The 17602-nt window shown below is 50.8% G+C and carries 11 protein-coding genes; 6 read left to right on the plus strand and 5 right to left on the minus strand.

What is annotated here, in order from left to right; genetic code table 11:
• Positions 1–69: 69 nt before the first annotated feature.
• Positions 70–1092 (plus strand): protease SohB, encoded by a 1023-nt coding sequence (gene sohB / locus ACWAU4_RS09215; protein WP_164489432.1) that lies wholly within the window; start codon positions 70–72, stop codon positions 1090–1092.
• A gap of 385 nt (positions 1093–1477) precedes the next feature.
• Positions 1478–2488 (plus strand): AraC family transcriptional regulator, encoded by a 1011-nt coding sequence (locus tag ACWAU4_RS09220; RefSeq protein ID WP_234518400.1) that lies wholly within the window; start codon positions 1478–1480, stop codon positions 2486–2488.
• A 73-nt stretch (positions 2489–2561) separates the two neighbouring features.
• On the opposite strand, the gene ACWAU4_RS09225 is transcribed toward ACWAU4_RS09220, so the two are convergent.
• Positions 2562–5204 carry an SO2930 family diheme c-type cytochrome gene (locus ACWAU4_RS09225; protein ID WP_208125785.1) on the minus strand — a complete coding sequence of 881 codons (2643 nt, stop codon included), beginning with the start codon at positions 5202–5204 and terminating at the stop codon, positions 2562–2564.
• A 238-nt stretch (positions 5205–5442) separates the two neighbouring features.
• Here ACWAU4_RS09225 and ACWAU4_RS09230 point away from each other — a divergent pair, with 238 nt between their 5' ends.
• Positions 5443–6162: a suppressor of fused domain protein gene (locus tag ACWAU4_RS09230; RefSeq protein WP_044734278.1), complete on the plus strand. Its 720-nt coding sequence runs from the start codon at positions 5443–5445 to the stop codon at positions 6160–6162.
• A 96-nt stretch (positions 6163–6258) separates the two neighbouring features.
• On the opposite strand, the gene ACWAU4_RS09235 is transcribed toward ACWAU4_RS09230, so the two are convergent.
• Positions 6259–7320 (minus strand): DUF3083 family protein, encoded by a 1062-nt coding sequence (locus ACWAU4_RS09235; RefSeq protein ID WP_025010450.1) that lies wholly within the window; start codon positions 7318–7320, stop codon positions 6259–6261.
• A gap of 208 nt (positions 7321–7528) precedes the next feature.
• On the opposite strand from ACWAU4_RS09235, the gene ACWAU4_RS09240 reads away from it, so the two are divergent.
• A complete protein-coding gene (locus tag ACWAU4_RS09240; protein WP_054743804.1) occupies positions 7529–8029 on the plus strand; it encodes a GNAT family N-acetyltransferase in 501 nt (166 codons plus the stop codon).
• Between the two features lie 47 nt (positions 8030–8076).
• Here the strand turns inward: ACWAU4_RS09240 and ACWAU4_RS09245 are convergent, their stop codons facing one another.
• Positions 8077–8751, minus strand: a complete 675-nt coding sequence (locus tag ACWAU4_RS09245; protein WP_044735765.1) for an arylesterase — start codon at positions 8749–8751, stop codon at positions 8077–8079.
• On the opposite strand from ACWAU4_RS09245, the gene ACWAU4_RS09250 reads away from it, so the two are divergent.
• Positions 8690–9502 (plus strand): ABC transporter ATP-binding protein, encoded by an 813-nt coding sequence (locus ACWAU4_RS09250; protein WP_045283475.1) that lies wholly within the window; start codon positions 8690–8692, stop codon positions 9500–9502. The genes ACWAU4_RS09245 and ACWAU4_RS09250 overlap by 62 nt on opposite strands.
• Positions 9502–11955 carry an ABC transporter permease gene (locus tag ACWAU4_RS09255; RefSeq protein WP_208125789.1) on the plus strand — a complete coding sequence of 818 codons (2454 nt, stop codon included), beginning with the start codon at positions 9502–9504 and terminating at the stop codon, positions 11953–11955. Before ACWAU4_RS09250 ends, ACWAU4_RS09255 begins: the two co-directional genes overlap by 1 nt.
• Positions 11956–12547: 592 nt before the next feature.
• On the opposite strand, the gene ACWAU4_RS09260 is transcribed toward ACWAU4_RS09255, so the two are convergent.
• Together ACWAU4_RS09260 and ACWAU4_RS09265 are read right to left on the minus strand one after the other, a co-directional pair.
• Positions 12548–13105, minus strand: coding sequence for a hypothetical protein (locus ACWAU4_RS09260; protein WP_071238381.1), 558 nt, complete (start codon positions 13103–13105; stop codon positions 12548–12550).
• 153 nt (positions 13106–13258) lie between these two features.
• On the minus strand, positions 13259–17548 hold the full coding sequence (locus ACWAU4_RS09265) for an EAL domain-containing protein (RefSeq protein ID WP_208125791.1): 4290 nt from the start codon (positions 17546–17548) through the stop codon (positions 13259–13261).
• Positions 17549–17602: the final 54 nt, after the last annotated feature.

Here is a 17602-nt window from a genome sequence, read left to right on the forward strand (position 1 = left end):
TTTATCTATGCAAGGGCTGCTAGAATAGCGCGATTTTGTGTGCTTTCTCGCGGTGAAAGGAACCCTGTAGTGGAATTTTTATACGAGTACGGATTATTTCTGGCCAAGGCGATCACTTTGGTGGTGGCAGTGGGTGCCATAGTGGTAATTGTGGTGGCATCGGCGGTAAAACAAAAGAGTGACAGGGGCGAGCTGAAACTGACGCATCTCAGCGATGAGCTTAAATCGCTCAAGCATCACCTCAAGGCAGAGCTTTTGGGCAAAAAGGCGTTCAAGGCCTATGAGAAACAGCTCAAGGCCGAGCAAAAGGCCCACGACAAGGCGCTTGATGCCGGGGAAGCAAAAGATCCCAAGGTGTATGTCGTCGAGTTCAAAGGTGGCATAGAAGCGGCCGAAGTGGCGTCACTGCGGGAAGAGATCAGCGCCATTCTGGCAATTGCCGAGGAAGGTGATGAGGTAGTCGCCAGCGTTGAGAGTGGTGGCGGCATGGTTCATGGCTATGGCTTGGCGGCCAGCCAACTGGACAGGATCCGCAATGCCGGGCTGCCGCTGACCATATGTGTCGATAAGGTGGCTGCCAGTGGCGGTTATATGATGGCCTGCGTCGCCGACCGCATTATTGCCGCGCCGTTTGCTATCATAGGCTCCATAGGTGTTGTTGCCCAATTGCCGAACTTTAACAAGCTGCTGAAGAAGCATGACATTGATTATGAGCAGCATACCGCCGGTGATTTCAAGCGCACCCTGACGCTGTTCGGTGAGAACACAGATGAGGGGAGAGCCAAGTTCCAACAGGAACTGGAAGAAACCCATCAGCTGTTCAAAGACTTTGTCGGGCGTTATCGGCCGCAACTGGAGCTGGACAAGGTGGCAACAGGTGAACATTGGTATGGTCAGCAGGCCGTAGAGCTGGGGCTCATAGATGAAGTCGGCACCAGTGATGATCTTTTGCTGAAGTTGGCCGCGGATCGCACTGTGATCAAGGTAAAATATCAGCTGCGCAAGAAACTGGCCGACAAGTTGGCCCACAGCGCTTCTTTGATGCTCAACGCCTGCTACAACAAGTTGGCCGAGAAGAATCGGCCAATGTAACTCCTGCTGTTTAATCCATTCGCTAATCTAACCCCGGCACGCCGGGGTTTTTTATGTCACTATTCTTCCGGCAAAACCGTGCCGGCGTTATCGTCACTCAAGTCGCTGCCAAAACCATTCAGCCACAGGATTACTTTGGCCGAATGCATTCCTAATGTGTTTAAGACCTTGGCTGATTCTGCCTCCGGATGAGTTTGAGAAAACGACCGCAAGCGCAGACCAATTCGAGCGGCTAATTGACGCTATTTTGCATAAAACACCGACATTAATGCTTTTAAAATTCATAAACAGAGGCATTTAGGCCTTTTTATGCAGTACGCCTTTAATTCTCTGGCTGGATACGTTAAAACAGCCTTGGGGGATTAACAAAAAGATAACAATAACTATGCAGATCAAATACCGAGCCAACATGATGGTTGGGGATCAGGCGTACCCGGCTTTTGAACTGGCCAACCTTATTCGTTTTATTCAGTCACAATTGGGAGCCGAGGCTGCCGAAGAGATATGCCGGCACATAGGCACGGGTATCAATGAACTCAAGGAGTGCCAATTGGTGCGGGTCTGGCAGCTCAGCGCCACCATAGCGTTTCTCATGCAGCGTAGTCGACGTGAGGATATCAGCCTGCTGGCTGGTCTCAATACCCAGGTAACCGACTTGGGCTTTCTGTTGCCTTTGCTTGGGGATTGCCGGGATCTCGGTGAATGCCTGGATTTTGTGCTCAACCATCCCAAGTGGGTGGGTAGTTTTGCCGATCTGTTGCTGCTGGAAGATGAGCGGGAAATCCGCCTGCGCTGGCTCAATACCGGCCGGGCCGAGTCGTTAATCTATCGCGGCGAATTTCTTCACAGCATAGGTGCGCTGCTGAGTTTGGCGCGGGAGTTAACCGGTCAAGAGGTCAGCTTTAACTGTATCTGTGTTACCGGCACTTTGATGCCGTCTGAGGGATTGGCAAAACTGACCAAACAGCTGGAGTTTCAGAGTGACTTCAATGAATGGCGCCTCGATAAATCCTACCTGGCGCTGGCTGTGGATCTGAGTCATTTTTCCGATCACAGCCAAAACTGTCAGCAGCAGAGTTCGCTGATTGAAAAGATTATTGCCGAGCTGGATGGCGACTTTCCCGCTGTGCCGCCATTGGAAACCATGGCACTCAGGTTACACATGAGCAGTCGCAGCCTGAGGCGCAAGCTGGCGGCCCTCGGCAGCAGCTATCAACGCCTGGTGGATCAGCAAAGGTGTCAAAGAGCGGTGAGCTGGATCCTTGAGGGCCGGCTATCGGTGAGTGAGATTGCCGAGCGTTTGGGATACAGCGACAGTTGTCATTTTCGCCAGAGCTTCAAGCATTGGCTCGGTTATCCACCAGGCTATTTCAGCCGCTTGGGGCAGGAAGACTAAAAAGGCCCGGGTCGTCAAACCCGGGCCTTTTGCTTATTGCGGTAAGCGTTTTTCAGTCTGCTTGGCTCCAGCTTCAGTTGGAGCAGCTGGCCGCTGGTAAACGTTTAATCCATTCGCTTATCAGCGCGACTCCTTCCTCGTGGCTGAGGCTACGGCCAATTTCGGGCATTCTGTCGCCGGGCTCATTGCTCTGCATCCGGAAATGCATGATGGACTCGGCCGGATTACCCGGTACCACATCATAGCCCAGAGTGCCGCCGCCATAGGCTACAGGCGATTTACAGGTGCCGTGGCTGAAGCCGTTGTCTTCATCATAGCTGCGCTGGTATTCCAGTTTCAGCCCGGTATTGGAGGCATTGCCTTCGGGTCTGTGGCAGTGGGCGCAGTTGATATCCAGGTAGCCCTTGGCAGTTTGCATCAGCTCGCTGTCACTGAGTTGAGTCAAAGTGGCTTCATCACCATCCACATAGGCTGGTACCTTGTCGACGCTGGTAAGGGTTGGCAGGCCGCTGAGAATACCCGCGCTTTGCCAATGAAGCAGTTGGTTGGCGCTGCCATCCTGGTAGGGGTAGTCACGGTTCAGATGGCGGGCCTTGGGACCAATCGGCATAAACACCGCCTGACTGGCGCTGTCGGCCTTGAACTGATGACACTGCTTGCACTGATTCATTGACGGGACAACATAGTCAAAGTTCAGGGTTTGCCCCTTGTGCACCACGCTCTTGCCTTGAATGGCACCGGCCTTGGCCAAAGTGGCATCTGTTTGCTCGGCATTCCAGATATAGGGCAGGGCGGTCCAGCCCGACTCTCTGTGGATCAACAACCGGGTTTCAATCAGAGTTTCATTGTCCACGCCTCTGGTTGCGGTATCGGCAGGCAGGGCAAATGTTTTCACCAGTACTGTGCCTACCGGGAAGTCAAAGGCCTCATTGCTGCTGTAGTTGGCTTGTTTCCCTTCCGGCACAAACACATAGCGATACTTACTGGCATAGTCGGTAAACAGCGGCGTGTTGAGATCGTAAGGGATCCCGCCACTGTTTGGCATGGCCGCCGGCATAGAGGCGTCGGTAAACAGGCGGTATTGTGCCAGGCTGCTGCAATTGGCACCCGTCAGAGCATCCCAGTTCACACCAGAGCCTTGAGCGCTGCACAGCGACAGGTCGCCATCGCCTTCAAGGCCGCCTTCACCTTCTCCTATAGTACCGCCACCGCCGACCAGCACGCCACCGTCACAACCTTCGGTATCATCATCCACGCCGCAGCCGAAGATCTGTTCGCCGAAAGTGACGGTATGCACAGGTAGGCTGACCAAAGAGCATTGCAACAGTTGCTGCTGCTTGGCTTCATACATGACATCGGGAATGCTGACATCGGTATTGCTGTTGCCGTAGAGCTGGCCAATGCTGACATCTCCATTGTTGCTGGCACAGACATTTTCACTGCCGTCAGGGTTGAAGGGGAGTTCACCAAATCCGAGATAGGCGCCGGTACTATTGTTGGCGAGCAGTTCACCCAGGCCATCGTAGAGGATCCCCGGGAAGCGGCCATGGCTGTAGATGTAGGCCTTGATGATATCCTCGATAAGATAACCGTTGGGCTTGGTGGCAAAACCGCTTATCTGGTTGTCATGGATATAGATGTTGCGCGGTGTGGCGCGCCAGCCATCTTCAATGGCCTGACCCGGCTGGGCATAGCTGGCGGCAAAGGCGGAGACATCCGGCTCGGCGATAAAGAAGCTGGAGACTGTGACCGCTAGGGTATCGTGGTTGCTGATCTGGTTGTTGAACACTTCCACATCGTTGGTGGAGAGTATGATCACCCCGGTGCCGGGAGGAACAATATGCACTCCGGCCGGGTTGGCAGAGGCGTTGGCGAAGTTGTGGGTATTGTTGTCATAAACCTTGTTGTTGAATACCCGTACGCTGGAGCCGTACTTGTGGTTGCCAATGGGAAGGTCGAACACCAGAATACCACCGGTATTGCCCATGGCCTCATTGTCATAGACATCGGCAAAGCGCGAGTTTTCCACTTCGATACCGGCGACGTTTTCCTTGGCGATATTGCGCCTGACGACTATGTACTCAGACTGGCCCACATAGATACCGGCATCGGCGCTGCCGCGGACATAACTGTCTTCAATCAAAATATTCTCGCATTCCACCGGGTAAAGGCCGTAGGCGCCATTGCCTTGATCCAGCTCACCTTCCCACACTGCGGAGACATTGCGCAGTATGATGCCATTGGTATTTTTCAGCTTGATGCCGTTGTTTTTGGCTTCATAGACCGAAAGATCCTTGATGGTGATATTGAGGGCGTTTTGCACAAAGATACCGTCACCGGCGTTGGCATTGGCAAAGTCGAGAATGGTTTCATCGCGGCCATGGCCCATGACAGTGACATTGCTGGCATAGCTGCCGTCACCGTCGACATCGCCGTCAAACAACAAGGTGGCATCTATCTCAAATCGGCCCTTTGGCAACACGATTACAGCGCCACTCTGGGCGTTGATCAGAGCTTCCTGAATTCGGGTTGTCAAATTGTCTCCGGCTTCAACCATGATGGCGCCTTCGGGGAAGGGGCTGGTTACCGGCGGTGGCGTCACGACCGGCGGTTCAGTGGTTTGAGACGTATTGTCGTCATCCGAGCAGGCAATGAGTCCCACGGTTAACCCGGCTGCCAGCAACGCCAAAGTCAGGGGGTTTTTCTTGTTGAACATAATCTCTCCTGATTATTGTTATTATTCCGTTAACAAGATCCCGATTCACTTCCCGACTGACAATGTGAAATCCGGCCAAATTAGCACTAAATAATGCAAGTAGCGGCAAATAACAGATTGAGATGTTATCGCCATATGTAAACACTATTTTAACAACAGTTTGTTTTTCATCATTTATTCTGGATTTAGTTCGCCGGCAGTGATAAAACCTCATGCGTCAGAATCAAAAGGAGTTGGCATGAGTAAGGATGAACAAGAATACAGCCTTTCCGGTGATCCCATTTTCAGATACACGGATGGTGAAAAGGAATGGCAATCGCCTATGGGTGAAGAGTGTATCGTCCAGATAAGCGAACATATTGAGCGCCATATTGGTGAAGTCACCTGGGTCTTTCATGAAGTTATCTCGGATACTGTGCATATTGATGTGCATTATGTGGCACCGACAGACGAGCGACCTTTCCATACTCTGGTGACTTCCGGCATGAGTGACTTGCCTATGAGTACCCCCGAAGAGGCGGATATCCCCAGGTTTATGGAGCTGATGATCACCTTGCCGGCGCATTGGCAGATAAGTCAGGAAGCCTTCAGCGATGAACAGTGGTACTGGCCTGTAAGGCAGCTTAAGTTTTTGGCGCGCTTTCCGCATAAATACGACAGCTGGCTGGGCTGGGGACACACAATACCCAATGGTGATCCTGCCGAAGCCTTTGCCGAAAATACCCGTCAAAACGGCATGATAGTTCTGCCGTCACTGCTGGTTGATGAGGGTTTCCACACCCTGGAGATTGACCAGGACAAGTGCATCAATTTTTATAGCCTGGTGCCGCTTTATGAAGAAGAGATGATGTTGAAACTGGAGCAGGGCAGCGATGCCTTGTTGGATCTGTTCGACAAATATCAGGTGAGCGATCTGGTGGATGTTGCCAGAATCAATGTGGTCACAGGGCGGAAATAACCGAGCCCAGGGGACTCACTCATAGCACACTCATAATAACAAGGTAAAAAGCCGGGCTGAGCTGTATTGTGCAGGCTAGCCCGGCTTTTTTGAGTCTTAACGCTTGTAACTGATGTGCTGATGGAATCTCAACACCAGTTCACGGCGCTCCGGATCCAAACCTATGGCTTCGGCAAAGTCTTTCAAAGCCGCTTCCACCTGGTTCATGTAGCGGCCATAACCTGGCTCTGTGTAGTCCTCTTTACCGGCAACCAGCAAAAAGTGCACCGATTCTACCAGGTTGCGCCCATCCCAATGGCTGACAAACTGAGTGTCGGTTGCCGCAGGATCAAAGCCTATCATCTGGGCTTCGGCAGTACTTTCCACCTTCTCGAACTTACTGTTGCGAACCAAAGGCATCAGGCCGTTGGCCACCATGGCGATGCGGTGCAATTGCTTGCCGGCCGCCGCGCTGCGGAACTTGTCCTCAAGAAACTGGTACAGCGGGCTGAAGTCTTCGGTATGCTCTTCTTCCAGCACGCTCTGCTTCAGACGGCGGCTCAGCGGCAGGCTGACGGTGACATAGGCCAATGAGCTGTGATCTTCCGGCAGTTTGCACTTGCGCGACTTGTAGCGCTGATAAATATCCCTGAGCTTGTAGCCATAGGTCTTTTTCTCCCCCTTGGCACGGGCGAAGAGATCGTAGGCCATGTGCTGGTGATCGCGGACTTTGACCCTTAATTCCTGCTCCGGCAGGTTGTCCAACACTCCATTCAATACGGCATTGACCCGGCTGTGGAAATTGGCGGCGTTGGCGCGAATTTCCTTACCTGTGGCCAAAAACAGCAGTCTTAACTTGCGGGCCTTGTAGTCCGGCTGGAAGAAAAGGTTCTGGGCTTCATGGTAGGCCGGGTTGTAAAAGAACAGGATCTGTTCGGCGGTTTGGAAGCAGTAGGCCTCGGTGTGAAAACGCACCACAGGCAGTTTGTCATTGGCGATCACATGAATGTTGTGCAGATCTTCCTTTTCTGCCAACTGGAATACCAACTTGCTGATCTCGCGGTAGCAGTTTTCGTAACTGGCATAGTGGCTGAGCAGCGCATCTGTCATCAGTATTTCAGCCATGATGTACTGGCTGGTACGGGTGGCCAGGGGAATATAGACTTTTTGCTGGGACATACGCTTTCCTTGTTTTATGTTATCAGGCCGGTATGGGCATACTAGCCGGGTTGCACTGCAATCTTATTGCGACAAAACAACTTTCAATCCGATCGGGTATGGACTTATCGCGCCCGCCCTAGTGTAATCTATGGTTATGATTTATTAAACATTAATAAACTTTAGCCAACCTTAAGGCAACAAACTGAATAACAAGGAGTCGTTAATCTTGATTACCGAAAGCCCCAGATTAATTTTGAGACAGTTCCGTGATGGTGATCAGCAGGCTTTATTTGCCATGAACAGTACTCCCGAAGTGCTGAGGTATATTCCCGGCGAGCCATTGAAGGATATTGAAGAGGCCGCTCAGGTGCTTGAAAAGGTCATTTTGGCCGACTACCGCAAGTATGGCTATGGTCGCTGGGCAGTTGAGCATAAGGCCGATGGCAAGGTGATAGGTTTTTGCGGCCCCAAGTTCCTGCCGGAGTTCGGCAAGGTTGAGTTGGGATACCGATATCTGCCTGAATACTGGGGCCAGGGACTGGGTTATGAAGCCGCCAGCCATGCATTGCCAGAAATAAAAGCGATTTGCGCCGTGAATGAGTTGATAGCCCTGATCATGGATGGCAACCTGGGCTCGGAAGCGATAGCCCTCAAGTTGGGAATGCTGCCGCAGGAAGAAAGTGAACTGATGGGGCACAAGGTGAGGGTATTCAGCCGCAGCCTTTAGTCGTTTTTAGCTATGTCGTCCTGCGGCTATTATGTCCGGCGATAGTCTTATCCGCCCGTTGCCGGCGCAGATGCGTCTGTGGCAGGGGCTTTGATGGCTTCGATTGCCGATTCAACCCAGGGCAGCACAAAGGCGGTGATCTTGGGCTGGGCCTTTTCGTTCGGGTGCAGCCCATCGGCCTGCATCAACTCGGGGAAGGGCGCTATCTCTGTCATAAAGAAGGGCATCAGGGTGACGTTGGGCTGTTTGGCCAGGTCACTGTAAACGGCGCTGAAGGCGTTGGCATATCTGGGGCCGTAGTTTGGCGGTACCATGACTTCGGAAAGCAGCACCTTGGCGCCGGATTGATGAGCCAGCGCAATGATTTTTGTAAGATTGTTTTTCAGCTCTGTTGGCGGAAAGCCTCTCAGACCATCATTGCCGCCAAGCTCCACCAACAGCAGCGAGGGTTTTACCGACTTCAGCAACTGAGGCAATCTTCTGAGGCCACCGGCCGTGGTTTCGCCGCTGACAGAGGCATTAACAATGTTATGCTCGGGTAAGGCTTGTCTCAGCCCTTCGACCCAACCCTGTTTCTCGGCCATGCCGTAACTGGCTCCCAGGCTGTCCCCCAGGATCAGTACATCAGCGGCCTTGACGGGCAGCGCAGAGAACAAGAATATGACTGGTATCAATGCCAGCGGACGCAAGCATAAGGAAGCAATTTTGAAGAACAGTGCCATTAAGGTTTCCCATCTCGTAAAAACTGTCACTACCCAGGAAGGTGACCTGACTATCCTGAGTGGCATCAATTTGGATGTCAAGCCGGGCCAGAGTGTGGCCATTCTTGGGCCATCAGGCTCAGGTAAATCAACTCTGCTGGGCCTGCTGGCGGCATTGGATACCCCCTCGTCCGGTGAGATTTGGCTCGATGGCAGTGCCCTGGCCGGGCTTAATGAAGAGCAGAAAGCGGCGCTGCGTAAGCAGAAGGTCAGCTTCATTTTTCAGTCTTTTATGTTGGTTGATACCCTCAACGCCCTGGAAAATGTCATGCTGCCGGCTGAACTTGCGGGTATCAAGGATGCCAGAGAGCGAGCCAAAGCCATGCTGGAGCGAGTTGGCCTCGGGCACAGGCTCAATCATTACCCGAAACAGCTTTCCGGCGGTGAGCAGCAGCGGGTGGCTATCGCCAGAGCCTTTATCAGCGAACCCAAGGTGCTGTTTGCCGATGAACCCACGGGCAACCTGGACAAACACAACGCCGACAGGGTTGCCGACATGCTGTTTGAGCTCAATCGCGAGAGTTCGACCACCTTGATTTTGGTGACCCACGATATGCAATTGGCCAGTCGCTGTGAGCGCCAGTTGGAGATGCACGAAGGGCGATTGTATGAGCAGGGGCAGCAAACCCTGCCGGAAGAGGCCGGTTTGCATGAGGCCAAGACAGAGAGCCAGGTGCCGGCGGCATCGGTAACGGCAGAGGAGGGGCGCTGATGGAATGGACGCTGGCATGGCGCCTGTTTCGCCGCGAGCTCAAGCAAGGGCAGTTGGTATTGATTGTGCTGGCCTTGACCCTGGCGGTGTTGTCTGTCACCGGCCTGGCCCGGGTCAGTGACAGATTGCAGCTCGCCATCAATGGCCAGGCGGCCAAGTTTATTGCCGCCGACCGAATCATTAATTCACCCGTCCCCATAGATGCAGGCATACTGCAGCAGGCCAACGCGTTAGGGCTGAAGCAATCGCAGAGTTTGCAGTTCAACTCTATGGTTTACAGCGGTGATGCATTTCAGTTGGTCACTGTCAGGGCAGTTGATAATGCCTATCCGCTCAAGGGCAAAATTGTCTTGCGTCAAGGAGAAGCCAGTGCCTTGCCGCAGCCAGGTGAACTGTGGTTTGAAATGCGTCTTGGGGGCCTGCTGGGGTATCCCAAGAGTGTTGAGCTGGGTAACGCCCAGATGGCGCTGGCCAAGGAGATAGACAGGCTGCCCGATGCCGGTTTCAATCCATTTGCTTCTTCCCCCCTGGTGTTGATGCGCCTTGATGATGTTGCGGCAACCGGGGTCATTCAACCCGGCAGCCGGGTGACATATCTTTATCAGTTTGTCGGGGACAGCCAGGCGCTGAGCCGTTTTGAAGAATACGCCAAGCCACTGCTGACCAGTAGCCAACGTTGGGTTGATGTACAATCCGGCGATTCGCCGATTGCCGGGGCGGTGCAGCGGGCGGAGCGATTCTTGCTGCTGGCAAGCTTGCTGGGGATAGCCCTTGCCTGCGCCGCCATCGGCATTGCCGCCCAGCGTTATTGCCAGCGTCACTATGATGTGGTTGCCATGCTGAAAACCTTTGGCGCCAGTGCAAGACAAATCCGTTTATTGTTCGGTCTGCACCTGCTGCTGGTGACCTTTCTTGGAGTGATCTTGGGGATCTTCGGTGGCCTGGTGCTGGATTATCTCATCAGCCGAGCCTTGCCCGCGGAAATTGCCGCCTATTCTCCGCCTATGCTCAGACCGCTTCTCTTGGGGTTGGCTACAGGGTTTATCAGCGCCTTTATGTTCAGTGCCTATCCGCTGATGCGGCTGCTGGCTATTCCGCCGCTCAGGGTGTTGCAACGCCAGCTAGAAGGAATACGTCTGGGCATGTGGTTGCATCTGCTGCTGAGTTTGGCGGCCATGGGATTACTCGGCTGGCTCTACTCGCGCTCTTTGCCTTTGACCCTGACCGTGGTGGCCAGCGTGGTGTTGCTCGGGGTGCTGCTCAGCCTGATGGGTTTTTTGTTAATCCGCCTGGGGCAGAGTGTTGGCATGCGCACGACCAACCCCTTGTCGCTGGCACTGGCGGGCCTTCGGCGCCGTGCCAGACAAAACGCTGTACAACTGGTGGGCTTTTCCAGCGCCTTGGTGTTATTGCTGACCATAATGGCGTTGCGTCAGGACTTGCTCAGCGAATGGCAGAAGCAGTTGCCTGAGGATGCGCCGAACTATTTCCTGGTTAACATAGCCCCGGACGAAGTAGAGCCGCTGGCGGACTTTATGGCTCAGCGCCAGATTGCTGCCACAGATATCTATCCTGTCATCCGTGGTCGGCTCAGCGCTATCAATGGTGAGGAGGTGATCACTGCCGAAGAGCAGGAACAGGGGCAGAGAGGGCGTCTTGGGATTTCAAGGGAACTGAATCTCACCTGGCGAAATACCTTGCCGCCCAACAATGAGATCCTTGAGGGCCATTTTAATCGGCAAACCGATGACGTGTCGGTGGAGTCCGGGGTGGCCGAGCGCTTGGGAATTACTGTCGGAGACAGCCTGAGTTTTGTTATCGATAACCAAACGCTGACTGTCAAAGTGGCCAGTATTCGTTCTGTGCAGTGGGAAACTCTGCAACCCAACTTCTTTATGATTTTCAGTCAGGAAGCCTTGGCCCCCTTTGCTTATACCTCCATGGCCAGTTTTCATCTGGATGATGGCCAAAAGGCTGTTGTGCTTGAGCTTATCCGTAATTTCCCCACTGTCTCCATCATAGATGTGGGGGCCATGGTGGCTCAGCTCAAAGAGATAGTCGCCCAGGTATCTTTGGCACTGACGCTGGTGTTGGTGCTGGTGGTATTGGCCAGTGCCCTGGTGATGATAGCGCAGACCGAAGCCGGCATGGCCAGTCGCCAACGAGAACTGGCGGTTCTACGCACCTTTGGTGCGCCGGGAAGCTTGCTTAAGCTTGCCACGGCGTTGGAGTTTGCACTGCTAGGTGCCGTGGCGGGCATTCTGGCGGTCACAGTGGCGGAGTTTGCGCTCTGGCTTTTGAAAACTCAGGTGTTTGAACTCAGAGTCAGCCCTCACTGGCAATGGTGGCTGTTGGCTCCCCTCAGTGGCGCCTTGTTGGTGGCACTGCTTGGCCTGTGGCGTTGTCGCAGTCTGCTGCAAAAGTCCTGTGGTGAGCTGTTAAGGCTTGAGTAATGCCGGGGGATTGGTTGTCAGGCTATTTTTGTCGAACCATTTTTTGCCAGGCTCGGGTGGCGAATTACTGACCTTTTGCTGTTATTTTGAGCGCTGCTGGGGTAGTATTCCGGCTTTCTTTTGGACAGTGAAGGGATGCGCTGCAACAAGTGAGGTGAGGCAAGTTGACACTGATACTGGCAGGCGCTTTGGCTTTGGCGGGGACTCTGGGCGTCTCCGCTTACACTCTGGGACATTCAGCCTTCAAGGCGGGGATGGGGGTTAAACGTTGGGTGGCTGCCGGGTTGTTGCTGGGACCCGCTGCCATGTTGTTATTTAATGCACATAGGCAACTAGCGTACCGCAAAACCACTCGGTCCGGCGATAGCAAGCATTCCTTCTAGAATCCTCTATTGATTCCAAATCACAGCAAAAGGGAGCATAAATGCTCCCTTGTTTTTTCGCTGTTTCATCAGTTCCACCAACCTCTGGCAGGAACCACTTCCAGGTGGCACAGACCCTCCGGCAGTTTCACCCGTTTACGCTCTGGTTTGGTCAGACCCAATAACTTCTTGATTGCTACGATCATAATTAGTCCTCCAAAGCCCTAGGATCAGGCGTATATAAATTTGACATTGGGGGCAGCGGCCAGCTCGACAGGCTTGAATTTCACATTAGGGGCAGCGGCCAGCTCGACAGGTTTGAACTTCACATTAGGCGCTGCGGCCAGCTCGACAGGCTTGAATTTCACATTAGGGGCAGCGGCCAGCTCGACAGGTTTGAACTTCACATTAGGCGCTGCGGCCAGCTCGACAGGTTTGAACTTCACATTAGGCGCTGCGGCTAGCTCGACAGGTTTGAATTTCACATTAGGGGCAGCGGCCAGCTCGACAGGCTTGAATTTCACATTAGGGGCAGCGGCCAGCTCGACAGGCTTGAATTTCACATTAGGGGCAGCGGCCAGCTCGACAGGCTTAAACTTCACATTAGGGGCAGCGGCCAGCTCGACAGGCTTGAATTTCACATTAGGGGCAGCGGCCAGCTCGACAGGCTTAAACTTCACATTAGGCGCAGCAGCCAACTCGACAGGCTTGAACTTGACGTTAGGTGCAGCAGCAAAAGCCAGTGAACTGGTAACAACGGCGGCGGTAGCAAGTATTGATTTAATCATTATTTTATCTCTCTCAGGGTAGTGGTAACAGTCAGCGGTTAACTTCTTGACGCTGAGAGAGATAAAGCAGGAGTTATGCCAAAGTGTTATTTCAGTTTTAAATTGGTTTTATTTTGGCTTTTTATCGGTTTATATGCGGTTTAAATTTGGTTCTTAAATTGTATTTTTCTTTCCTGTAAATGCGGGCAGATTTTGTTTCAGATACTCGGAAAATTCAGCTTCCGGTACGGCTTTGCTGTAAATAAACCCTTGTATTTCTTCACAGTTTAACGCTTTTAAAATACTGAGTTGTGATGAGTCTTCCACGCCTTCTCCCACAACGGAAAGCCCCATATTGTGGGCTATGGTGATGATGGAATCGACCATCTTTAGGTCTCTGTCAGACTTATCGATATCGTCGACAAAGGCTTTATCTATTTTCAAGCTGTGAATGGGGAATCGTTTCAGATAGGACAGAGATGAATAGCCGGTACCAAAGTCATCGAGTGCCAGACAGACTCCCATTTTAGCCAGTTGTTGCATGACTTTAATGGCTTTTTCCGGATGCTTGATAACAGTCCCTTCGGTGATTTCCAGTTCCAGATTAGCCGGTGGCAGGCGGGTCAGACGTAAAATTGACGCGATTCTTTGCTGCAGATCGGGAAGTGCGAATTGTCGCGACGACAAATTGACAGCCACACGGCCATCAAACAATCCCTGCTCACGCCACTGCTGGGCTGCAAAGCAGGCTTTTCGCATAACAAGGTCACCTATTTCAACAATCAGGCCATTTTCCTCTGCCAGCGGAATAAAGTCATTGGGTGGGATCAATCCGTGCTGAGGATGATTCAAGCGAACCAAGGCTTCCATACCCGATACCAAACCGCTGCGCAGATTGATTTTTGGCTGGTAATAGACTTCAAACAGATCGTCTTTTAGGCCTTCTCGGATAAGATTTTCTACCTCCAACTGCCGGATTGCATTGCGGTTCAAGGATTCTGAGTAGAACTGATAACGATTACCACCGGCAGACTTGGCATGGTACATGGCGATATCGGCCTTTCTCAGCAGCGCTTGCTCATTTTGCTCGTCTTCGGGATAAAGCACTATGCCTATGCTGACGCCGACAACCAGCTGTTCACCTACCAGTCCAAAGGCTTGACCGAATGCGTCTATGACGCGGCTGGCTATCACAGCACTGGAACCTATATCGGGATTCTTGTCCACCAAAATGGCAAACTCATCACCACCGAGGCGATAAAGGTTGGTATGTCCGGGTATAGATTGCTGCAGCCTTTCTGCGACCAGGATCAAAAGCTCGTCACCTATTTGGTGACCGAGGGAGTCATTGATCTTTTTGAAATTATCCAGATCAAGCACCATCAGAGTGTGGTGATGGTCTTTTTTCACCAGGTTGCCTAGGGTGACTTGCAGGTTGGAGCGGTTGGGAAGACCGGTCAGGAGATCATTATTGGTGAGCTTGCGCAGCTCTTCTTCCTGCTGTTTTCGACGGGAGATATCGGAAAACACCCCAACATAATGGGTCAGGCTCCCTTGCTCATCGTAAATCGCATCTATGGTGAGCTCCATCAAGAACTCTGAACCATCGCCTTTAATGGCTTCTATATCGTTGCTCCAGCGACCGTACTGCTGCAATAACTGCTTTATTTGTTGATTGTAATTGTCAGGATAACGGCTGAACTGCAACGTTGTGCCGAGCAACTGGTTTCGGCTGTGTTGGGTTAGTTCACAGCAGGCTTCGTTAACCTCAACATAATGGAAATCGGCATCCAGAATAAACATACCTTCCGAGATATTCTCTATCGCCCGTTCGAACAGGCGCAGCTGCTCTTCTGCTGTCTTGAAACTGTTGATGTTTTTGATGGTTCCCGTCATACGAAGGGCATTGTCATGCTCATCCCGCTCAACAATTTTGGCCCTGTCGAGGATCCACAGCCACTCACCACTCTTGCTTTTGACTCTGTAGGTTGCTTCGAAATGATCTGTTTCACCGTAAAAATGTTTATTGAGTGCTTCTCTTACCCGCTCTCTATCTTGAGGGTGTATATTGCTCTCTTCACCATGGTGGCCGGAGCGCTGGCCGTCGCGGGGAAATTCGAGAGAACCCCAGATATTGGAGCGGTATATCTGCCCCGTTTCTATATCCCAGTCCCACATCTCATCACCGCTACCCCAGAGGGAGAGCTTTAGACGCTCCTCACTCAAGGCTATTTGACGCTGGATCTCTCTCTTGCGCAGCACGGCTTTGGTGATAGCCGTCAGTATCAGTAGTATCGCCAATACATAGAGAGTTTTGGCAAGCGTGGAAAGCCACCAAGGAGGGGTTATATTTACCTGAAGTTCAGTATCCTGACCTTTTTCACCTGTGATGGGATTTATCGCCCTGACCTGGAAGGTATAGCTTCCGGGTGAAAGATTAGTATAAGTTGCAGAATTGATGCCTTTAGAACTAATCCAGTCGTCAGAAAGCCCCTGAAGTCGGTACTCATACTCGAGTTTTATATGAGAATACTTTGGGCTGTTAAATCTGAGAGTGAATGGATAGTCAGAATACTTAAGTTTGATCTCCTTCGAAAGAGAAAGCGCAGCAGAAAGTTTACTGTTGTCGACGATTTGAGGGATATTAAATATTAATAACTCATTGAGGTTGGCTTTTGGCTTATGACTATTCTTGAAGTTAATAATATCATTGGGTGAAATAATGGTTAACCCGGAGATTCCACCCAGCAGGAATCCATTTCTCCAAGTTGAAGCGCTTTGTGTATTGTATTCATACTGACTGCCGAAGTCTTCATTTAAAACGTAGGTTCTCCCGGCAATCCCTATGAGAATTTTTCTGATAGAGGTTGCAACATAGTTTCCATCTGAATCTGTTGCTATTGAGTAGATGGGGCTATTGGTGATGAACTTGGTTGTTATACTTTGGGTCGTCTTCTCGTAGAACTTTAGCCCTGTCCCAGTTCCTATATATATCCCCGAATCAATCGGTGCAATACTGTAGGTTAACTCTTCTTCAAAAATATGTCTTACACCAGCACTACTGACAATAAATACTCCGGCCTGAGTAGCAACATACAATTCATTATTTTCATAGGCCATGTTGAAGATTGCTGGTTTACTACTTAAATCATGTTGACTGACCACAGTTAGTGTTTTTATATCTACTTCAAGTATTAACGAGTCTGCAGTACTTACCGCAATTCTGGTTTCATCTTTGTTTACGGCAAAAGCGACTATGGGACTGGCAACTACTTGGTAGCGTGTTTCTGTACTGATATTTATTGCATATAATCCATCTAGTGAACCATAGAATATAGTATCCTTTACCAGCCCTGCTGTTTTAGGTCCTTTGATTCCAGAGTCAATGGAGAATATGACATCGAGGTTTTCATCTAGCAGAGTTAATATTTGGGTGTCATCAGAAACAAGAATGTTATTTTGTTGATTCTTTTGTATATGCCAAACACTCTGAGTATTACTTGTGAGAGTAGACGCGAGTTGACTCTCAATATCTATTGCAGAAAAACCTTTATTCAGAAAAGGTATGTAAAGCCTACCTTTTTCAGCATATACAAAGCTCATGGAGGTCGAGAGATCTATGCCATCTACCTGACCAAGACGCTTTTCATCACCATTTGATAAGATATTAAAGACTTTATTGTTTTTTAGGGCGTACAGGTCATTGTTTAAATTGAAAATGCTGTTGTAGCTTCCAATCGATATGTTTTTAAGTTCATTATCTTTCCATCTGTATATTCCATCTTCCTTTAAGATATAAACATATTCCCCATCTTGGCTGATGGAAGTTGACTCTTTTGATATCAACTCAGTTTTACTTGTATTTTCATCAGTATGATAAACAGAACCATCATGGTTTCGTATTATGTAACTGTTATTATTGACTATAACCTGTTTTACATTGAGGAAACTCTCAGACTGTAACAGAGTTATTTTAGGCGTTGCAGTTGTGATCTGTTCGACTTTAGCTATCTTGTCATTGAGACCGACCAGGATTGAATCTCCCATTCCTTGGAGAGACCAAACTGCACCGTTTATACCACTTACGGATATGAAGGTATTTTTTTCTTTATTGTAGGTATAGAGGCCGTTATTGGTACCAACTAACAGAAGATCTTTATGGAAGTATAAACTTTGAATAAACGAACTTTTGAGGCCACTCCCATCATTGGCGAAATACTGTTTGAACTCCTTGCCATCAAAACGGTTGAGGCCGTTAAGCGTGCCTATCCAGATATAACCGTCCGAATCCTCGGTTATCGATGTCACTGTACTTTGCGAAAGTCCTTCAGGGACGCCGTATGTTTCTGCTTTCAGAAGGATGGGAGCTGGAGTGTCAATCAGGGGAAGTGCTGAAACTTTAGCCGGGATAAAGGCAATAACGAGAGACCAGAGCAATATGAGGCGGAGCAGGAGATTAGGCATAAATTTAGTAAATTTTATAATGAGTGATGCCAGTACCGTTGAATGATAACTCTT

The organism is Shewanella sp. FeAMO (assembly GCF_053653955.1).